Annotated in this window: 15 protein-coding genes and 1 pseudogene; 2 read left to right on the top strand and 14 right to left on the bottom strand. The window is 41.0% G+C overall.

Annotated features, from left to right (window positions below; genetic code table 11):
- Nucleotides 1-352: 352 nt before the first annotated feature.
- The 14 genes from B6K83_RS06570 to B6K83_RS06505 all read right to left on the bottom strand — a co-directional run bounded on the left by B6K83_RS06570 (nt 353) and on the right by B6K83_RS06505 (nt 17,388).
- On the bottom strand, nt 353-1,099 hold the full coding sequence (locus tag B6K83_RS06570; RefSeq protein ID WP_085284154.1) for a PEP-CTERM sorting domain-containing protein: 747 nt from the start codon (nt 1,097-1,099) through the stop codon (nt 353-355).
- A 14-nt stretch (nt 1,100-1,113) separates the two neighbouring features.
- Nucleotides 1,114-1,704: a phage tail protein gene (locus B6K83_RS06565; RefSeq protein WP_085284153.1), complete on the bottom strand. Its 591-nt coding sequence runs from the start codon at nt 1,702-1,704 to the stop codon at nt 1,114-1,116.
- A gap of 11 nt (nt 1,705-1,715) precedes the next feature.
- Complete coding sequence (locus B6K83_RS06560; protein ID WP_085284152.1) at nt 1,716-2,300, bottom strand: phage tail protein; 585 nt, start codon at nt 2,298-2,300, stop codon at nt 1,716-1,718.
- Nucleotides 2,301-2,314: 14 nt separating this feature from the next.
- Nucleotides 2,315-2,905 (bottom strand): phage tail protein, encoded by a 591-nt coding sequence (locus B6K83_RS06555; RefSeq protein WP_085284151.1) that lies wholly within the window; start codon nt 2,903-2,905, stop codon nt 2,315-2,317.
- Between the two features lie 580 nt (nt 2,906-3,485).
- Nucleotides 3,486-4,052 carry a tellurite resistance methyltransferase TehB gene (gene tehB / locus B6K83_RS06550; RefSeq protein ID WP_085284150.1) on the bottom strand — a complete coding sequence of 189 codons (567 nt, stop codon included), beginning with the start codon at nt 4,050-4,052 and terminating at the stop codon, nt 3,486-3,488.
- A gap of 166 nt (nt 4,053-4,218) precedes the next feature.
- On the bottom strand, nt 4,219-6,414 hold the full coding sequence (locus B6K83_RS06545) for a multiheme c-type cytochrome (RefSeq protein ID WP_139175513.1): 2,196 nt from the start codon (nt 6,412-6,414) through the stop codon (nt 4,219-4,221).
- Between the two features lie 265 nt (nt 6,415-6,679).
- On the bottom strand, nt 6,680-7,309 hold the full coding sequence (gene maiA / locus B6K83_RS06540; RefSeq protein WP_085284321.1) for a maleylacetoacetate isomerase: 630 nt from the start codon (nt 7,307-7,309) through the stop codon (nt 6,680-6,682).
- Between the two features lie 138 nt (nt 7,310-7,447).
- The gene (locus tag B6K83_RS06535; RefSeq protein ID WP_085284149.1) at nt 7,448-7,975 is read right to left on the bottom strand and encodes a VOC family protein; all 528 of its coding nucleotides are present in this window, start codon (nt 7,973-7,975) and stop codon (nt 7,448-7,450) included.
- A 54-nt stretch (nt 7,976-8,029) separates the two neighbouring features.
- Nucleotides 8,030-9,346, bottom strand: a complete 1,317-nt coding sequence (gene fahA, locus B6K83_RS06530; RefSeq protein WP_085284320.1) for a fumarylacetoacetase — start codon at nt 9,344-9,346, stop codon at nt 8,030-8,032.
- Nucleotides 9,347-9,522: 176 nt separating this feature from the next.
- A complete protein-coding gene (locus B6K83_RS06525) occupies nt 9,523-11,208 on the bottom strand; it encodes a sodium:solute symporter family transporter (protein ID WP_233143835.1) in 1,686 nt (561 codons plus the stop codon).
- A complete protein-coding gene (locus B6K83_RS06520) occupies nt 11,192-11,548 on the bottom strand; it encodes a DUF485 domain-containing protein (RefSeq protein WP_233143833.1) in 357 nt (118 codons plus the stop codon). The genes B6K83_RS06525 and B6K83_RS06520 overlap by 17 nt, the downstream gene beginning before the upstream one ends.
- 41 nt (nt 11,549-11,589) lie before the next feature.
- The gene (locus B6K83_RS06515; protein ID WP_085284148.1) at nt 11,590-13,305 is read right to left on the bottom strand and encodes an arylsulfatase; all 1,716 of its coding nucleotides are present in this window, start codon (nt 13,303-13,305) and stop codon (nt 11,590-11,592) included.
- A complete protein-coding gene (locus tag B6K83_RS06510) occupies nt 13,302-14,939 on the bottom strand; it encodes an arylsulfatase (protein WP_233143832.1) in 1,638 nt (545 codons plus the stop codon). The genes B6K83_RS06515 and B6K83_RS06510 overlap by 4 nt, the downstream gene beginning before the upstream one ends.
- A gap of 190 nt (nt 14,940-15,129) precedes the next feature.
- Entirely contained in the window at nt 15,130-17,388 is a 2,259-nt protein-coding gene (locus tag B6K83_RS06505; RefSeq protein WP_233143827.1) for a TonB-dependent receptor, read from the bottom strand.
- A 328-nt stretch (nt 17,389-17,716) separates the two neighbouring features.
- On the opposite strand from B6K83_RS06505, the gene B6K83_RS06500 reads away from it, so the two are divergent.
- Together B6K83_RS06500 and B6K83_RS06495 are read left to right on the top strand one after the other, a co-directional pair.
- On the top strand, nt 17,717-18,325 hold the full coding sequence (locus B6K83_RS06500; RefSeq protein WP_233143822.1) for a LysR family transcriptional regulator: 609 nt from the start codon (nt 17,717-17,719) through the stop codon (nt 18,323-18,325).
- A pseudogene (locus tag B6K83_RS06495) lies at nt 18,288-18,476 on the top strand (IS256 family transposase); the annotation flags it as partial. The gene B6K83_RS06500 and the pseudogene B6K83_RS06495, both read left to right, overlap by 38 nt.

Below are 18,476 nucleotides of genomic sequence, written 5' to 3'. Positions count from 1 at the left end.
AGAATGCCGGCTAGTTGATACCGATCAAACCTAAGCTGATATTTCAGGTGCTTGTGCGAAAAATCACAAAGTAGCAAAGTGTTCATTTTGACAATGACAAGGTAAAAGCCATAAAAAACTAAATACTGTCATTCTCGCGCAGCCAACAACCTTTAAGCATTAAATTGCACTTAAACGGATATTTTCGGTAGTTTTACTAGCAAGTAGTAAAGCTATACGCTTGCTAAGGTAAAATCCTTACTCAAGCCTTATTTGCATAATCAGCAAAAGATCTAAGCTAGGCGTATGTGACAACAAAAACATCAATCGAATGATTGATGTTTTTATTAACAGAAATAACAATAAAGTCTAATTACCTTTTTATTCGACGCAAAGTAAGTGCAACCAACCCTAAAGCAAATATAACAAGTGTTGACGGCTCAGGCACACTCGTTGTTGGCGCCCTTAGCGTATCGGCAAAGCCGAAGGCATCTAATTCAAAGTAATATAAAATGCTTTCATCAGCTGCAAGTCTTACGTTATTGGTCAACAAACTAGAGACACTGTTATTAAAGCCTCCTGTACCGTCTAGGCTACTATCAAACTCGATAAAGTCATCAAATAATATGTCTTCAGTAACCAAATTTCCGACACCGTCATAGATTTCGTAGCTAATAAATAAACCACTAAAAGCAAGCGCCATTTCATCAACCGTATCAGTAAAAATACTGGCAAACATTGCAATGTCAAAGCTTACTTCGCCAGTTAAAATACTCGCACCGGTATTTTCAATAAATAATTCGCCAGACGATAGATAAAAGCCATCAACACTGCCGGGAGAGCCTGTTACTGCACCCTCAGCATATGCACTTAACACTACAGCTTCTAACGCTGCTAAGGTCGAACTAAAGTCACCTGACCCCGAGACCCCTCCCGTTGCTAAGCCTGCTATATCTAAAAATTCTCCATCAAAATACGCATCAAACTCACTTGTCGCAAAATCAGATAATATGGTTAATTCCGTATCAACATCGAAACTAGATATAATAGCCGCTTTAGAAAACGGGCTGCTGCTGATGGCAAACATTACAATAATAGCTATAGCTATATTTTTAAACATAATAAAGTCCTTAATTAATTTCTAGAAGGGAATAGTCCTTGAAGCGCAATAATACAATTTAAGGTCATTGAAGGTTGCATGTTGTTTATTGTGCTCGCGTTACCTGTATGACCTACTGAATCATTGTGCAAAGCAATGTTAGGCACAGAGTCATCATATATTTTTAAGTTGCTTCTTGGTCTTGCCAAAACATTAGCCGTTGGGCTATTTGTTCGAGCCGAAGCGCTCACGCCTTTAAGAGCATGATGATGACTGGGAATTTGTGCCGGCGTTAAAGTAATACTTTCAGCCCCACCTTTTTGCCCTAAGTTATAGCTCGATAATCCTGGCCCGCTCCCGCGATGAATTGGGGTTCTACCCCGCATATCGGGCAAAGCAAAAGTGGTTCGTCCATCTCCGCCATAAGTAGTTCCTAAGATAGAAAACAACGCTTGATTTGAGTTGATCGGCAATATTTGGCCATCACACTTTGCCCAACCTCGGGGGGCAAAATTAAAACCGACAAAGCGCACTTCTCCAATAAATGGCTCGTTTGCAAATACCGCTGTAGAACTAAAGCCGGTCATAAATACTGTAACGATCAAGAGTAGGTATGGTTTTTTCATCGTTATATCTCCTAATTTCTTGACGGGAATATACCTTGAAGCGCAATAATGCAGTTCAAAGCAATATAAGGTTGTACGGTATCAATCGCTTGCGCAGCACCACTATTAGCTATTGATTCAGTATGTAACGTTTTATCTGCCGGTTGACCTGCTTTATAGATTTTTTCCGCTGCGATGGCGTTGCCATTTGGTGTTGCTGTATCCGCCGCGGTACCATTGGCTAATAAGGCATGGTTATGACTGGGCATCTGTGCGACTGTCATGGTTACCGTCTCAGAGCCACTTTTTGAGCCTTGTGTTACAGGCGTAAGGCCTGGGCCATTACCTGAGTGTATTAATGCCCGACCACGCATATCTGGTAGGGCAAACGTTGTTCGACCATCACCGCCATACATAGTGCCAAGTAGTGAGAATAAAGCGGTATTCTGACTTATCGGTAGCAATTGACCATCACAAAAAGCCCAACCTCGGGGGGCAAAATTACCGGCAAAATAACGCATCTCGCCAATAAAAGGTGCATCTGCTATCGCATGATTTGCAATAAAAAGGCTCGGTAATAAAAACAACAAACCTGCTATTAAATGTTTACTTTTCATTATGATGCTCCCCTTTAGTTTCGAGATGGATAGATGCCAACGAGTGAAATAATACAGCGCGCTGTAGCGGCGGGTTGTTTATTATTGATACTTTGACCTCCGCCCGTTGCTGCCATTGAAGAATTATCTAATGTACTGTTGGGTGCTTCTGTGGCATAAACCATGGTCGAGGCAAGCGCTCGGTTTGTGGCAACACTACTCGATGGCGAGTCACTGCTAACCATCAACGCATGATTATGTGCAGGTAAGTTATTAACCGTGACCGTTTCTCTTTCTGTGCCGAACTTAGCGCCTTGCAAACGATTTGATAATCCTGGGCCGTTACCCTGATGAATAGCGACTCGACCACGCATATCAGGCAGCGCAAATGTGGTTCTGCCATCACCGCCATACATTGTGCCTAGTAGAGAAAATAAAGCATCATGCTGACTTATCGCTAGCAATTGACCATCGCAAAATGCCCATCCACGGGGTGGAAAATTACCGGCGAAATAACTAATTTCACCAAGAAAAGGTTGATCTCCTGCATTGGCATCATTAATTGGTAGGGTGTTAACAAGTATGAATATTATAAATAAAAATAAACCTGAGGTTATTGTCTTCATTGGCAACTCTCCTTGACTGTTTTGTGGTTAATAAACGTTTTAACCAGCTACAGTATTTGTTGTAATTCAAGACGGGATGCATAATTTAATCCAATAAAATTTATATGTGTTAAACCAGCAAGTTAATTGCTAGATTAATTTTTAAACACTCTTAGTTAAGTAAATGTGTAAAATAAGTTGACATAAATTTATCACAGTAAATTTAGTGCTGTAATAGCGGCCTTTCTTGCTATTTTCTAAATGATTAATCGGCTACGGCGCTGCATTTCAATTTAGTCGAGTAGCTTATTTGCAATAATAAGGTTATTGCACGGGTGAGAAATAAAAAAAATGGTGGGTATCAATAACACTAAAATAAAGCTTAGAAAGTGAGGTTATATGCAAGTATCTATCCGCTTGAATTATCAAGAGTAAAAGTTCTGAGCAGAAAAATTAATAACGGCACCATTTTGTGCCGTTTAATAACAAAAAGCTAAATAAATCACTCGCGAACCACACTACGCATTGAACGCTTTAACATAGCAGACAAAAGTCGTCTTTAGGCTTTGTTTACCTTGGTTTATCTTTATTTATGTTTATATTAACTCAGCTTTTTTGCCAACATAGTTGCAAATTGCAACTTGGCACCGTTGTGCATAGTACCGACATCTTCATTGTATTTAATAAGCTGCCACCCCTGATAGGCTTGAGATAGCTGCCCTGCGCTTAACGTTAGCGGGAAAGGCACTGGGCATGGGTGTCGTTCGGTATCCATGGCACAAACTATAAGGTTATAACCACCGCTACGGGTATTGTTTTGCATATCAGCTATTATGGCATCAAGCCGAGTTGGCTCAATAAACATCAAAGTAACGGTACAAGAAATAAAATCATAATCTTTGGCAAGCTTGGCAGAATTAATATCATAAAGCTGCGCCTTGATATTCGGCATTTGCTCTTGTTGCGCAATATTGGCTAACATATCAATGGCATTCGGGTTATTGTCTATCGCAGTAACGTTAAAACCTAATTGACCAAGGTACACCGCATTTCGACCAGTAGAACAGCCCATGTCTAATACATCGCAAGGCGCAATCAGTTTACTAGCGGCAACAACTTCACTGTGAGCAGGGTTTAAGCCATAGCGGCTATTTAGATCAACTTTCATAGTAACAACTTAGTTTTAAAACAAGACTCATATCATACTAAAGAATTTACCACGTTAAATATTAGCCTACTGTGTTTTAGTTGACCTTAATCAATATTCCCTGTTAATCATCAACAATAAATAAAAATGCAGCGCCTAAAGGCCTTAAGCTAGTGTTTGGGTTAAGTTATTGCTCCATAAACCAATCGTATTCCGATCGTAAACGCAATTTCTGCGACAAATACAAACCTAATTCTTTTAGCTGAGCTTTATCTCGATAATTCATCAATAATATTTTTAATTGCTCTAATGCTTTTTCACTTTGCCCTAAGCTATCTAATGTCAGTATATAGGTATATGCATATTGTGAGTTATTTGGCATTTTTATCATGGCTTTTTCAAAGTAACTAACAGCTTTATCAAGTTTTTTTTGCCGAACAAAGTGCAACCCATAAGCATAATGTAAAACAGCTGATGATGGGTTATTTTTAATACCACTTGCTAATACGGAAGCCACTAAATAAGGCTTTTGTTGCGCTCTATAAATATCAGCTAAATTTATATAACCTGCCTCAAAATAAGGTTCTATTTGAATGGCTTTTTTAAAGGATTTTTCTGCCTGGGCTATGTTATTCATTTCAATAGCTAGCACACCTTGATTTATCTGTCCTTCGCCGCGCCAGCTATTAATATGATTGGCTTGAATTAATTCTTTAAAGGCTTGAGCAAATAATGTTTGGTACTCAGAAGATAAATCGCTGGTTACCAAACTACGGGCACTAGCAACGCGTATTGCTCTATATTTATCTTGCAATAACGGGCTTACATGCTTTGCTTTTTCAGCGGTCGGCAGTAAGGTTGCGACCATTACCGCACTCAACCTAATTAAAGGTTCGGTATGCGTTAAGAACTTTGATAGTTGAGTGATTTTAAGTGAATTGGTGGTATACGCAAGCAGTTGTATCGCTGTAGCTCGGCTAATGACATCAAGTTTTTCATCAGAGATGATCGATAAGTGCTCTTCTAACGACAGCGCTTGTCCATTAAGTAACTTTATTAATCGTTGCTTGCTTACTAATAAGTCTTGAGGTTTGCCATGCCATGCAGATAAGCGTTCAACGGCCCATTGGTTTGACTTGTCACTATGGCAACTAACACATGCATTGGGGGTGTTATATTGCTGCGATAAGTCAGGGCGAGGTATTTTGAAACTATGATCTCGCCGATCATCGACCCCCATATACCGATTAGTCGGCATATGACAATTAACACATTGAGCTCCTGCACTGTTTTCTTTATGCTGATGGTGAGATTTTTCTGCATAAACTTCATTACTATGGCACTGAAGGCAGGTGCCGTTACCTTCAAACTTGAGTTTTGTGGTGTGTTTGTCATGGCAGTCTAAACAATTTACCCCAGCAGCATACATCTTACTTTGTAAAAAAGAACCATAAACAAAGACTTCTTCTTTAATTTGACCATCTACATGGTAATTAGGTGTTAACAACAATTGTGGTGTAAATTGATCTAAAAAAGCTGTTTTTGCCATGATGCCATCCGTTAAAGGAGTACGAAGTGAGTGGCATGCGAAACATCCATCCATAACCGTGTTATCACGCTTTTCCCCCTGCCAATGTGCCGTTTTTTCCCCTAAGCTTCTTAACCATTTCCCTGTAGGGTTTTGACGCGCAATAATATCGTCTAGCTTCGCTTTATTGGCATTCGTATTCGAGTGCGCCGCCATATCTCCATGACAAGATAAGCAGCCAACATTTATGTTATCAAATTGACTACTAAAGCTATTTTGTGCTGGGTTATATTTTCTTACCAAACCATCAGAATGACAATCAGCACACATTCCATTCCAGTTTTGTAATGGTTGACGCCAATGCAATCGATCTGTGGGGCTAACTTTCTCTTCACTATAATTATGGTACCAGCGCTGCCCACCATCACTCTTTGCTCGACTATCCCAAGCAAAAGGCACTACTTGCAATTTTCCTAGCTCAGTTTCTATGAGGTATTGCTGTAAAGGAAAGTGCCCAAAAGTATATTTTATCGGGTAAGTATGCGTTATGTCGTTATATGAAATGGTGACATGGTAAAGGTCTTCTTTAATAAAAAAAACGGCTTTTTGGCCGTAATGTTCAACTTCAATATTACTGAAGTCACCTAAAACTGAACTATTATCTGCCACAGCCATTGCTTTAGCATGGTCAGACTCTTGCCAGTCATGCTGTGATTGTTGATGACAAGCAATGCACTGTTGATTTGATTTAGCCGCGTCTTTTTGAAATGCATATTGTAGCTTTTCATTAGCGTGAATAGAAAATACCGAGCACATACAAGAAAAAGCGACACTAAATAACAGCATATATTTCATAATTACTATTAAACCTTAAAGATCGATTTTTTATCGACTCATATAAAAAATAGCCTCTGTTTGTAAGCTACAATTGTAATAACAACACCTACAGACGACATTATTTCTGCCAAATTTTAATACCTTGAGCCTAGTAGGTTGAAAAAATAGTAAAATTAAAGCCTGTACTGTAACTTCAATAACACTGACTTATTACACGGCATAAACACCTAAGCGCTTACAACACTACCTAACCTAACTTTTCAAACCCAAGTGAGTTACATACTTATAGTGCATCGGTTTGTGACTCGGGTGCGGCAGCTTTGAAAGCATTCAATTCATTACAGGCTTTAAAAACACGCATTATTTTTGGATACTTTGTCATATCCTGACTAAAACGCAGTGCATTATAGACCTGTGGTATCAGGTAGATATCAGCCATAGTTACCTCTGTACCAGCTGCAAAAGGTGAGCTACCGAGATGATTTTCAATACTAGTAAACCCCTTATCAATCCAATGATGATACCAAGCTAACTTTTCGTCGTCGCTAACACCTATATCTGAGCTGAGATGCCTCAATACGCGTAAATTGTTCAGTGGGTGAATATCACAGGCGATAATATTACACAAACTTCGGATGTGGGCTTTCGCAATTGCACCTTCTGGGTAGAGCGCGTGTTCTGGGTAGCTTTCTTCTAGCCACTCAAGAATTGCCGCTGATTGTGTAACAACGGCCCCGCCCTCCAAACGTAAAGATGGCAATAAGCCTTGTGAATTTATCGCACGGTATTCAGCTGAGTTTTGCTCATTTTTGACGAGGTTAATGGCAACGATGTTGTACGCTATCTGTTTAAAATTGAGAGCGATACGAACACGATATGCCGCTGAGCTTCTAAAGTAAGAATAAAGCGTGATCATCTTCCTTCCTGCTATGGATAGTTGTTGCGCTATAAGCTGTAAATTAGCTCGCTAATTTTGTGCGAGCTCTGTGTTTTTTACACAATTAAGGGCCTCACTAAGAGCCTGTATTGCGTCTAACTTTACACTATAGATTTAATGCTCGTGCAACCAAGCAGCATGCTTAGGTGCTCGTTTAGTTTTCGACCACTCTTCGAGCATATCCCACTTAACTTTATCTAATTTCGCAAGCTTTTCTGCCTCATCAATACTGGGAGCGGCAAGCTCTATACGATGGCCATTGGGGTCAAAAAAATAAATGGACTTAAATACAGAGTGGTCGGTACCCCCTAGCACATCAATACCGTTATTCTCTAAGTGAGCTTTGTATTCAAGCAGAGTTTCTAAATCTTTAACTTTAAAAGCAATATGTTGCACCCACTCAGGTGTATTAGGGTCTCGCCCCATTTCGGGCTGGGTAGGAAGCTCAAAAAAAGCTAAAACATTCTCGTTACCCGCATCCAAAAATACATGCATGTAAGGATCGGGCTCTTTAGTTGAGGGGACTTCGTTTTCAGCAATTGCCAATACAAAGTCCATCTTTAAGTTTTTAACATACCATTGAACGGTTTCTTTCGCGTCTTTGCAGCGATAAGCTACATGATGAATTTGCTCTATTTTCATCTAAACTATCCTCTCAATTTAAATAATAGCGATAAGTCACAATGCTGTTAAGCTTTAGCTATTTGCTGGCAGCACAGTGCTAGTGACTTCACCAAAACCAATATAAGCAGCGCCTTTTCGACGACAGCCTCCGCGTATCACTATCGTGTCGCCATCTTCAAGAAAAGTACGACTTTCACCGTTGCTTAACGTTAATGCCTCTTTACCACCCGCTGATAGCTCTAATAGCGACCCCGCTTCCTCTGGCTCAGGTCCCGATTGCGTTCCACTACCAAATAAATCACCAGGGCGTAAATTACAGCCATTAACGCTATGATGAGTAACCATTTGGGCAATGGTCCAATAAGAATGAATGAAGTTGGAATTGGCTATTTTCTCTGGCGGCTGACCACTAGCACGCATTTTTTCTGTTTGTATCAATACTTCCAATTCAATATCAATAGCTCCGTGCTGGCTATTTTGTTCAGAGCTTAAGTATGGTAGCGGCTGCGGATCCTCACTCGAACGAGTAAAGCTGGCACGATACGGTGCTAGTGCTTCCATACTTACGATCCAAGGTGAAATAGTGGATGCAAAACTCTTTGACAAGAATGGGCCAAGTGGCTGATATTCCCACGCTTGAATATCACGGGCTGACCAATCATTAAACAAACACATACCAAACACATGATTTTCTGCTTCAGTGATAGGGATTGCTTCGCCTAGGTTGTTACCTGCACCTATAAAGATGCCCAATTCCAATTCATGATCTAAACGCTTACATGGCGCTAAAATAGGCGTGTCAGCTTCCGGCGCTTTTAACTGGCCTACCGGTCGGTGAAATTGTTGTCCCGAAATACCAATAGAAGATGAACGGCCATGATAGCCAATTGGTACCCACTTATAGTTGGGCAGTAGTGGGTTGTCAGGCCTAAATAACTTACCAACACTGGTGGCGTGATGTATTGAAGTGTAAAAATCCGTATAGTCACCAATATGACAAGGCATACTATATTCCACTTCGGATTGACTAACCAAACAGGTGCTTATTTGTTGCTGAACATCTGATCCTGTCCTTAATGCCCTTGAAAGAGACAACCTAAGCGCCGACCAAGCCTCTTTTCCCATGCTCATAAATTTATTTAAGCTCGGCTGACTACAAGCGAGTGCTCCTTGTTGAGCTAACCCTGATAGCACACCACTATCGCTTAAAGATTTCAAATCAACGACTTGATCGCCAATAGCTACCCCTCCTCGAAATGCTTCATTACTACTTTTTCTTCTAAAAATGGCTAGCGGTAGGTTTTGAATGCTAAAATCACAACCATCTTGGTTAGCAGACTCTACCCAACTAGACAGGGCGACATTATGGGTTTCATTAATTAAGGACATAATTTTTAACTCACTTTTAATAATAAAATTGGTACGAAAATCACCAAAAAAAAACAGCGCTTTGTTGCAATGTAAAATGACCACAAAGCGGCTTAGATACTTTTGCTTAAAATTCCCCCTCTCGCTAAGTCGTTGCTTTATTTAGCCAGTATAAGCTTATTGAGCACTTGCCACTTTTAATGTTCTACAGCATCTTGAACACCGATACCGGTTTCTGACAAGACAAATTGATCTTGGTAAGTTAGCCTTTCTGCAGCAGCCGACTCGCTTTTATCACTGATAGAAAAATACCAAATCGATAAAAAAGCCAAAGGGACTGATACCACGGTAGGGTAAGCATATGGAAAAATAGCTTGCTCCATCCCCAAGACTTCCACCATAACTTGAGGGCCAAGCACTATCAGTAATAACGAGCTAGCTAAGCCTAAGACAATACCTGCGATAGCACCTCGGGTGGTTAACCCTCCCCAAAACATAGCCATGATTAACACTGGCGCATTGGCACTAGCTGCAATAGCCATAGCTAAATTAGAAACAAACACCACGTTCTGGTGTTCAAAGACAACGCCCATAATAATTGCTAAGACACCTGTACCAACAACTGCAATTTTCGACACGATCATTTCTTTCTTTTCAGTAACTTTTCCTTTTGCAAAGGTGCCTGCATATAAATCATGAGCTATGGTTGCGGCAGCCGATATTGTCAATCCAGACACCACAGCTAGAATTGTCGCGAAAGTCACTGCGGCAATAAAGCCAAGCAAAATATCGCCACCTAACAGGTGCGAGACATGTAATACCGCCATATTATTGCCACCAATCATGTCGCCGGCTGCATCATGGTAATTGCCATTAAACATAATTAACGATAATGCACCAAAACCAATTAAAATAATCAGTAGTTGAAAATAACCGATAATAGAAATTGCATAAAAAGCTGACTTTCTAGACGCAGCAGCATCTTTAACAGTAAACAGTCTCATTAAGATGTGTGGCAAGCCAATAAAGCCAAATAATAAGGTCATCCCTAACGAAATAACCGATAATGGGTCTTTTAACCAGCCACCCACTTCAACAATAGCGCCGCCTTTTGGGTGAGTTTCAACTGCACTGGTAAAAATTTTCCCAAAATCAAAATCGAATTGAATAAGTAGCAGCAAAGCTAATATTGTGCCACCAGCGACAAGTAGCACTGATTTAATAAATTGCACCCATGTAGCGGCTAGCATGCCGCCAAACGCAACATAAACTACCATTAATAAGCTAACTGAAATAATAGCGACTAAATAATCTAAACCAAATAGTAACTGCACTAGTTTGCCAGCGCCTACTAGCTGGGCGATCAGATAAAAAACCAAGACAAAAAGTGACGACACCGCCGCTAAAGGTCTTATTTTCGACGCTGATAATCGAAATGATACCACATCAATAAAAGTAAACCGCCCTAAGTTGCGAAGTCGCTCTGCTATTAAAAATAGTACCACTGGCCATGCGCCTAACGTGCCTGCGATAATCGCTAAACCATCAACCCCCATAACATAAATGCTACTGGTAATACCTAATAAGGTCGCAGCAGACAAAAAGTCACCTGAAATTGCAACGCCATTTTGCCACGCTGGGATCCCCCCTCCTGCGGTATAAAACTCTTTAGTAGTACTTGTTTTTCTAGCTGCCCAATAGGTAATCACTAGGGTCACTAACACAAACAATATAAAAATGACTATTGCTGGAATATTTAATGCCTGCTTTGCTACATCGCCAGAAATAGACCCAGCAGCCCAAGCCATAGGTTGAGTTAAGAACAAGCTAATTGCCGTCAGAAAAAGTAGACTCACATTCCTACGCTTATTTTTTAGCATCATGATGAATATCCTTGATTAGTTTTTCATTAAGCAGGTCTAGTTGTTTACCGGCAATCATTGCATAGTAGGCAGATAACAGAATAGCAACGAGTACCACAACCACGGTAATCCAAATACCAATTGTTACCGAGCTGTCTGCGGGGAGACGCAGATTTACAAATTCAGGTAAAAATGCCCAAGCAAACAAATAGCCTATAAAAACCAGCATCATCATGCTAATCATCGTTACTCGCATTTTGCGCCTTTTCTGTACTAGCTCTTTGAAAGCTGGCCGTTCTCTAATTTCTGATAAACTTAAAGCTGACATATAATTTAAACTCCGATGTTTTTTAGATTGCATAACTGCCAATTTCTTATTGGAATACTTTAAAAATGACCGAACTATTTACTTACCTGCGCCCCCTTATAGTGAGACGTACCATTGCTGTAGAGAATGTCGACTTTATCCACAACCACCATGTCATTGCGCTTTACATAGTCATGCCAAGCTTGCTTTAATTTGTGTACTATTTTTGGGTACAAATGGTAGAGGTCATTCTTTTCTGCTGGATCTTGTGCCAAGTTATACAACTGCCAGCGGCCATTACCCCAGGGTTCATTAAGCCAAACCATCTTCCAGTCTCCCAAGCGTACGGCACGACGACCAAATAATTCCCACGCAGCGCTAAAGTTTTCGCCATGCACACTAGTTTGTTGCTCTTGTAGATACCCCAACAAACTGGTTCCTGTCATCGGCAACACAGTTCGCTCCTGATAACGCGTCGATTTCGGATCGAGACCTGCTAGCTCCATTAGGGTCGGCGCGACATCCATCACAGAAACAAACTCACTAGATTTTTGTTTTGAACGGGCCATTTGAGGGTAATAAATAAATGCCGGTACTTTAATGCCCCCTTCCGTGGTAAACCCTTTATATAAACGCGAAGGGGTACTGCTCACGCGTGCCCATCCAGGACCTGTGGAAACAAACGAGCCAGCTTTGCCCAAGTTGTCGTCACTATTATCAAAGTTGTTCGGGATCCATGTTGCATTAGGCTCATTTTTACCTGCTTCAATATCTAATGGGTTGGCTCCTTCTGCGCCATTATCTGACATAAAAACGATTATGGTGTTTTCTAGTTGTCCTGTTTCTTCAAGATAATTGATCAATCGACCGATATGTAAATCTAAAGCATCTACCATACCGGCATATATTTCCATTAGCCGCGCTTCGTGTTTTTTTTGTGTTGCTGTAAGTTCATCCCAAGTAGGGTACACTTCAGCACCTGGGTTTGCTTCGACCACGTTGGCGATTAAATCGAGCTCTTTCATACGCTGCAATCGTGCAGCAATGATTGCTTCATAACCTGCATCATATTTTCCTTTATACTTGGCAATATTCTCTTCAGGTGCTTGCAGTGGCCAATGAGGCGCTGTATAAGCCGCATAAGCAAAGAAAGGTTGACCATCTTTTCGGTTGCTTTCAATATTTTCAATTAATCTGTCGGTGTAAAATGCTGACGAAAAAAAGTCTTTAGGTAGCGCCACTGCTTTGCCATTTTTTCTATAGTTCGCTTTGCTAGCATTAGGGATCACGCCGCGCTGATCAAAGTGGCTAGCACCCCCTTCTAAAAGAGCAAAACTTTCTTCAAAGCCACGCGCAGATGGATAGGTCGTTTCGTCATAACCTAAGTGCCACTTTCCCGCCATATAGGTACGATAACCAGCATCTTTTAGTCGAGTTGCAAGCGTGACAAAGCGCTCATTTAAAAAACCTTCATAGCCTGGGCGGCCCTTCTGCTCCTCTGACCAATAATATTTTTGTGTACCTAGCCCAACTAAGTGATTGTCCATACCAGACAGCAGCATAGCCCGGCTTGGTGAGCAGGTTGGTGCAGCATAAAAATTAGTTAGCTGCAGCCCTGAAGTGGCGAGTTTGTCTAAATTTGGGGTATCAATTTCACCACCAAAGCTACCTAAGTCCGAGTAGCCAAGATCGTCTGCTACGATTAATAGTATATTGGGTTGAGTAGTCGTTGAATCAGTATCATTATGCTTTGCACAAGCGGATGAAATGAAAACAAGTAACATAGCTAATATCAATCTGATAGGGATCATTTTACCGTACTCTCTAAAAATGTTTTTTGGGGTTTACGCAATGCTGGTACATTAGGCTCAGCTAAAATGACCCCATTGTTTGTGACATAATCTTGCCAATAACTCAGCATTTGCTTCATAACGACTGGTTGTTCTTTAGCAAGATCTCTTTGCTCACCCGGATCCGTAGCAAGGTTAAATAATTGCCACGCTTGCATTGTTTCTGTGTCTTGGTCATACAAGCCCGTGAGCTTCCAATCACCTGCGACAACACCGCGTCCGCCCCAAAACTCAAAGCCGAGGTACTCGCTTTCACTTCTGATACTGTCCGTGTCATTCATAAGAACATGCACCAGTGACTTGCCTATCGGTGCTTGATAAACCGCATTGGCATGCGTTTGAGTTGGGTGTTCAACTCTGGCTAATTCGAGTACTGTTGGCATAATGTCAAGTACACTCGTCACGCCATGATTTATGCGAGGAGCTAAACCACCAGCGGGCCAACTAATCACTGCCGGAACGCGAACACCACCCTCAGCACCGGAAAACTTATACTCTCGAAATATGCCATTTCCAGCCGCAGCCCAAGTGTGCGAATACAGAACAACCGAGCCTCGTCGGCCCATATTTTCAAGGCTGTTATCTAGGTTTCTCGCTTTCGGCAGTAATGCTGGTGCATGTCCTCGTTGTGCTGATGCCGCTTCCGCACCATTATCACTCAAAAAAATAATCAGGGTATTGTGATAAAGGTTTTTAGACTTTAGGTATGCCAATACCCTACTAATATTCTGATCCATGTCATCAACCATGGCCGCATATATTTCCATTGACCTAGCAGAACGTTGCTTCTCTTTGTCTGACAAGGTGTTCCACGCCCGTACATCACTTCGAAATAGGCTATGCTTGGCCTCTTTGTTTATTAAACCCGACGCTTGTAAGCCTTTGATGCGTTTACTACGCAAATCGTCATAGCCAGCATCGTAGTGCCCTTGATATTTATCAATGATATCCTCAGGTGCTTGCAGCGGATAATGCGGAGCGGTATAAGCTAAGTAACCAAAAAATGGTTTAGCTTTGTCGCGCTGATCTAAGTATTTGATAAACTCTGTTGTGAAGTTACGGCTTGAAAAAAAACCTTTTGGCAGCTTTTCTACAATTTCACCGTTACGCCAATAATCTCGGTGACCAAAACCAAAAGAGCCTAATTGATCATCGAAATGATCACTATTTTGCTGCATGGCAAATGTTTGATCAAACCCTCGGCTACTGGGTTTATTGTCTTTACTAGCGCCTAAATGCCATTTTCCCACCATGACATTGTAATAACCCGCATTTTGCAAAATTGTTGATAAAGTAATGACATCACTACGCAGTTCGCCTTCATAGCCAGGTTTACCAAGCTGATTTGCTGCAGGTTGAGAATAAGCCCCCACAGTTGTTCCTAAGCCGGCTCTATGATTGTCAACGCCCGTCATCAACATAGCGCGCGTTGTCGAACATTGTGCACCCGCATAAAATCGTGAGAACCTAATGCCCTCATCTGCCAGCGTATCTAAGGTGGGTGTTTGGATATCTCCCCCCCCAAACGCGCCAATATCTGTGTACGCCATATCATCAGCAACAATAAATAAAATATTAGGCCGTTCAACAGGCATTTTTTGGCGCGTGTCAGCTGCTCTAGAAGGTGTTATAACCAGACATACAATAGCGACAACAAACACTGTCAAAAAAGGGCTAGCTAAGCCTTGTCGGTGATACATATTAGACTCCAATCCTAAATGCTGGACATTCGAACAAGTAAAAAGGGCTCACTGTTAAACCGCCAGTGAACCCTCAACAAGCAAGTTAAAAACTATACTTTGCTTCTAAACCAATGGTGCGGCCTTTTGCGACGCCAAAAATATAGTCGTTATTAGCACCAGGCGCGTTATAAGAAAAGTCAGCGTATTCTTCATCCGTTAAATTCTTAACAAATAATGAAACTTTAATGCCTGAATCTAAGTGGCTTAGTGACATGTTGGCATTTAGCAGCGTAACCGCATCGATTTCATTGTATTGATTACTTTCGCCAACCGTTGCATTTAACCAATGAGATGATTTGTGACTAATATTGACACTGGCTCGCGATATGAAGTTACTAATTAAGGCGTCTGACTCATAAGTAAGAGTGACATTAGCAGAAAACTTTGGTGCTCCTGATACTTCGGCATTATTGCTTACATCTTCAACATCCATAACTCCAAACCCCGTCTTTAACGTGATTTCATCCGTTAAGTAATGATAGGTATCTAACTCAATGCCTCGACTGTCGACATCAAACGAACTAATAACTAGGTTACCGTTATTAAAACTTGCGTTTTGAAAGTCTGAAATGTCCATATCAAAAACAGTGGCATTAATATAACCGTTAGCCATTTCATATTTAAAACCAACTTCAAATGTCAGAATTTCTTCGGTGGGTATAAATAATGAATTTGCGCCAACAAAGTCGGTATTATTTACTGGATTACCACTGGCCAAGCCTGGTCTTTTTGAGCCGGTTGCAATACCACCAAATATTAATAGGCTGTCGCTACCATCAAACTCGAGTGTGATCGAGCCGTCTAGCGTGCTTTCATCAATACTATCTGTTGCATTTGCATAGACACCGTCATCTTCTCGGTTGCCATGCACAATAATATCTGCATCTTTTCCTTCATCGGTATAACGCGCGCCTGTTATTAACCGCAATGTTTCATTAATAGAGTACGTACTACTAGCAAATACCGACCATGCACTCATGTCTTGCTCGCCGTACCAAAAGCGTTGATCGTTATTAAGGTACTGAAAAGTTAACCTGTCTACCGTTTGGTCGACATAATAGACTCCAACAATGTAATTGAAGTCATCTTCTGCAGGTGAGGTCAAACGAATCTCTTGCGTGAATTGCTCATATTCTTCGTCATACCAAGCCACTACCCGAGGCCCGCCTAAAATCGACGGGTCAAAAGCGGCGGTATAATCCATCTGATTAAAGCCCGTAATGGCGGTAATTTCATAATCACCAACCGGAATATCTAATTTTAACGATGTATCAACAAAGTCACGTTCAGAGCCAATATCAGCATTAGTTAAAATAGGTGCGATTATATCAACACCAAAAGCCGTTTCTGAAAAACCCCGTAAGGCTGTCGGTGGCTCTGCGGCCGGTGTGAAGCGATCTGTGCCGTCAAACTCTGTAAATTGCCCCTCAAGCAAACGCACAAAACTATTACCTACTTGCTCTTGATTTGAAGTCTGCAACTTGCCAGTAATAGTCCAATCGTTATCGGTATAATAAACCCCAGTAATTCTTACCGAGCTATTCTCACTTTCAGGTTCATCACGTCCGACGCCATCATTATGAATCCAACCGCCTACTTCCTCATACATGCCTGCTACACGAAAAGCCAACTTGTCATTAACAGGAATATCTATAGCCCCTTCTACAGCTTTTGAGCCATACTCAAATTCATTGCTAATTTGGAAGTAGCCGCCAAATCTGTCGCCGGGTTTTTTTGTCGTGACACTGATAGCGCCAACTAAGGCATTTCGCCCGTATAGCGTGGCCTGAGTACCTTTGACGATATCAATCATGCCAACATCCATTAAACCGGCTTGCATCTGATTATTCCGCCCAGCCCAAACACCATCAATAAATAAACCAACATCTTGCTCCAACATGGCGCCACCAGCCCGAGTGCCTATGCCTCTAATAGCAAGTACTGGCGTACCGCTAGGCGCAGCGCTAAAAGTTGCATTTGGAATAAAGTCAACCACTGAGTCCATCTCATCTAGCTGGAAGTCTTGTAGTAAATTCTCATCTAATACTTGAACAGAGCCAGCAACTTCTAACAGGCTCTCTGAACGTTTATTAACTGTCACCATAATGACTTCCATATCCTTTTTTGCCATGGCTTCAGCAACTGGACCTAACGCTATAGTTCCAGCAATCGCTATCGCTAAACTGGACTTTTTAGTTGATAGACTCAACGATGCTTTTGCCGAACCATTTTCTGCATGAACATGGCTATCTTGACAAGCAGTTGAGTTAAATATGGTTGAGATATTACGAATGATATTCATGTTTACTTTGCCCCTAGTTATAGTCTTTAGTTATTTAAATCATGCGCCTTTTAAACGTTTAGTAACCTTAAATAGCAACTCGACGTTTTCACTTTCGAGGATTAGAAGTGCTATATCCCGCCTGAAAAGAAGCTTTTAAAACCATTAACTTCAGTCGAATATCAGTGAATATCGAATTCTTAAGCACTCTACTACTAAGCATTTCATGCATTAATTTTGTTGCTTTTTTATGATGCTCATTGAGATTAATTCAGCTAAAAATAAAATTATATTCATAATTATTGATGGTTATTTAACTTTTAGTTATGTTGACATTTGAGCTATTTGCGTGAAATATAGAAAAAGTAACGCCAATAACACCTGTGATTACGAGGGTACTTTATTGAAAATCAACCAAATAAATGCTTTTATTGCCATTGCCGAAGGCAATGGGGTCGCTGGTGCGGCGCAGAAGCTGTATGTGTCCCAACCTGCCATCACAAAAAGTATTTCTAATTTAGAGTCAGAGCTCGGAGTTGCACTATTCGATCGTTCCAAGCACCGGCTGAAACTCAATAAATATGGCGAGATCCTTTTGCGCAGAGCAAAGGCGGCAAAAGCGGAGTTGAAAGGAGCGCTTGAAGAAATTACCTTGATGAAGGACCGCTCTCAGCAAAGCATCAAATTCAATGGCTCACCTGCTTTAATACCTAGATTAATACCTAAAGCTATTAACCTATTTAAACTTAATCATCCAGATGTTCATGTAGAACTCGCCGGTTTACTTGATGACAACCCAGCAAACAAAATCCAAGCCTTGATAAAGGGAGAATATGACTTACTGATCACGGTGATAGATGAAAAGGTAGTGTTTAGAAATCTGTGTCATTTCAGTATTATTAATAAAATAGGAGTGACACATGACTCAATCTTTCGACTTCAACAAAGCATTAGCTGAACTTCAATCTGGTAAAGGTTTAACAGGTGAAGATGGTGTTTTAACACCGCTTATCAAGCAATTAACCGAAGCCGCTTTAAAAGCGGAGCTAGAACAACACTTAGGAGCAGATCCCGAGCCTAATCGTAAGAACGGTACAAGTAAGAAAACC

Origin of the sequence: Colwellia chukchiensis, from assembly GCF_002104455.1 — a bacterium.
Lineage (GTDB): Bacteria > Pseudomonadota > Gammaproteobacteria > Enterobacterales > Alteromonadaceae > Cognaticolwellia > Cognaticolwellia chukchiensis.
Note: the sequence above shows the minus strand (reverse complement) of the source record. Positions and strands in the feature narration are given on the sequence as shown.

What these genes read in the sequence shown, in the direction of transcription:
- B6K83_RS06565 (WP_085284153.1), bottom strand. Translation starts at nt 1,704, where the DNA reads ATGAAAAAACCATACCTACTCTTGATCGTTACAGTATTTATGACCGGC.
- B6K83_RS06535 (WP_085284149.1), bottom strand. Translation starts at nt 7,975, where the DNA reads ATGAAAATAGAGCAAATTCATCATGTAGCTTATCGCTGCAAAGACGCG.
- B6K83_RS06525 (WP_233143835.1), bottom strand. Translation starts at nt 11,208, where the DNA reads ATGATGCTAAAAAATAAGCGTAGGAATGTGAGTCTACTTTTTCTGACG.
- B6K83_RS06520 (WP_233143833.1), bottom strand. Translation starts at nt 11,548, where the DNA reads ATGCAATCTAAAAAACATCGGAGTTTAAATTATATGTCAGCTTTAAGT.
- B6K83_RS06555 (WP_085284151.1), bottom strand. Translation starts at nt 2,905, where the DNA reads ATGAAGACAATAACCTCAGGTTTATTTTTATTTATAATATTCATACTT.
- fahA (WP_085284320.1), bottom strand. Translation starts at nt 9,346, where the DNA reads ATGTCCTTAATTAATGAAACCCATAATGTCGCCCTGTCTAGTTGGGTA.
- B6K83_RS06545 (WP_139175513.1), bottom strand. Translation starts at nt 6,414, where the DNA reads ATGAAATATATGCTGTTATTTAGTGTCGCTTTTTCTTGTATGTGCTCG.
- tehB (WP_085284150.1), bottom strand. Translation starts at nt 4,052, where the DNA reads ATGAAAGTTGATCTAAATAGCCGCTATGGCTTAAACCCTGCTCACAGT.
- B6K83_RS06570 (WP_085284154.1), bottom strand. Translation starts at nt 1,099, where the DNA reads ATGTTTAAAAATATAGCTATAGCTATTATTGTAATGTTTGCCATCAGC.
- B6K83_RS06560 (WP_085284152.1), bottom strand. Translation starts at nt 2,300, where the DNA reads ATGAAAAGTAAACATTTAATAGCAGGTTTGTTGTTTTTATTACCGAGC.
- B6K83_RS06505 (WP_233143827.1), bottom strand. Translation starts at nt 17,388, where the DNA reads ATGAATATCATTCGTAATATCTCAACCATATTTAACTCAACTGCTTGT.
- B6K83_RS06515 (WP_085284148.1), bottom strand. Translation starts at nt 13,305, where the DNA reads ATGATCCCTATCAGATTGATATTAGCTATGTTACTTGTTTTCATTTCA.
- B6K83_RS06510 (WP_233143832.1), bottom strand. Translation starts at nt 14,939, where the DNA reads ATGCCTGTTGAACGGCCTAATATTTTATTTATTGTTGCTGATGATATG.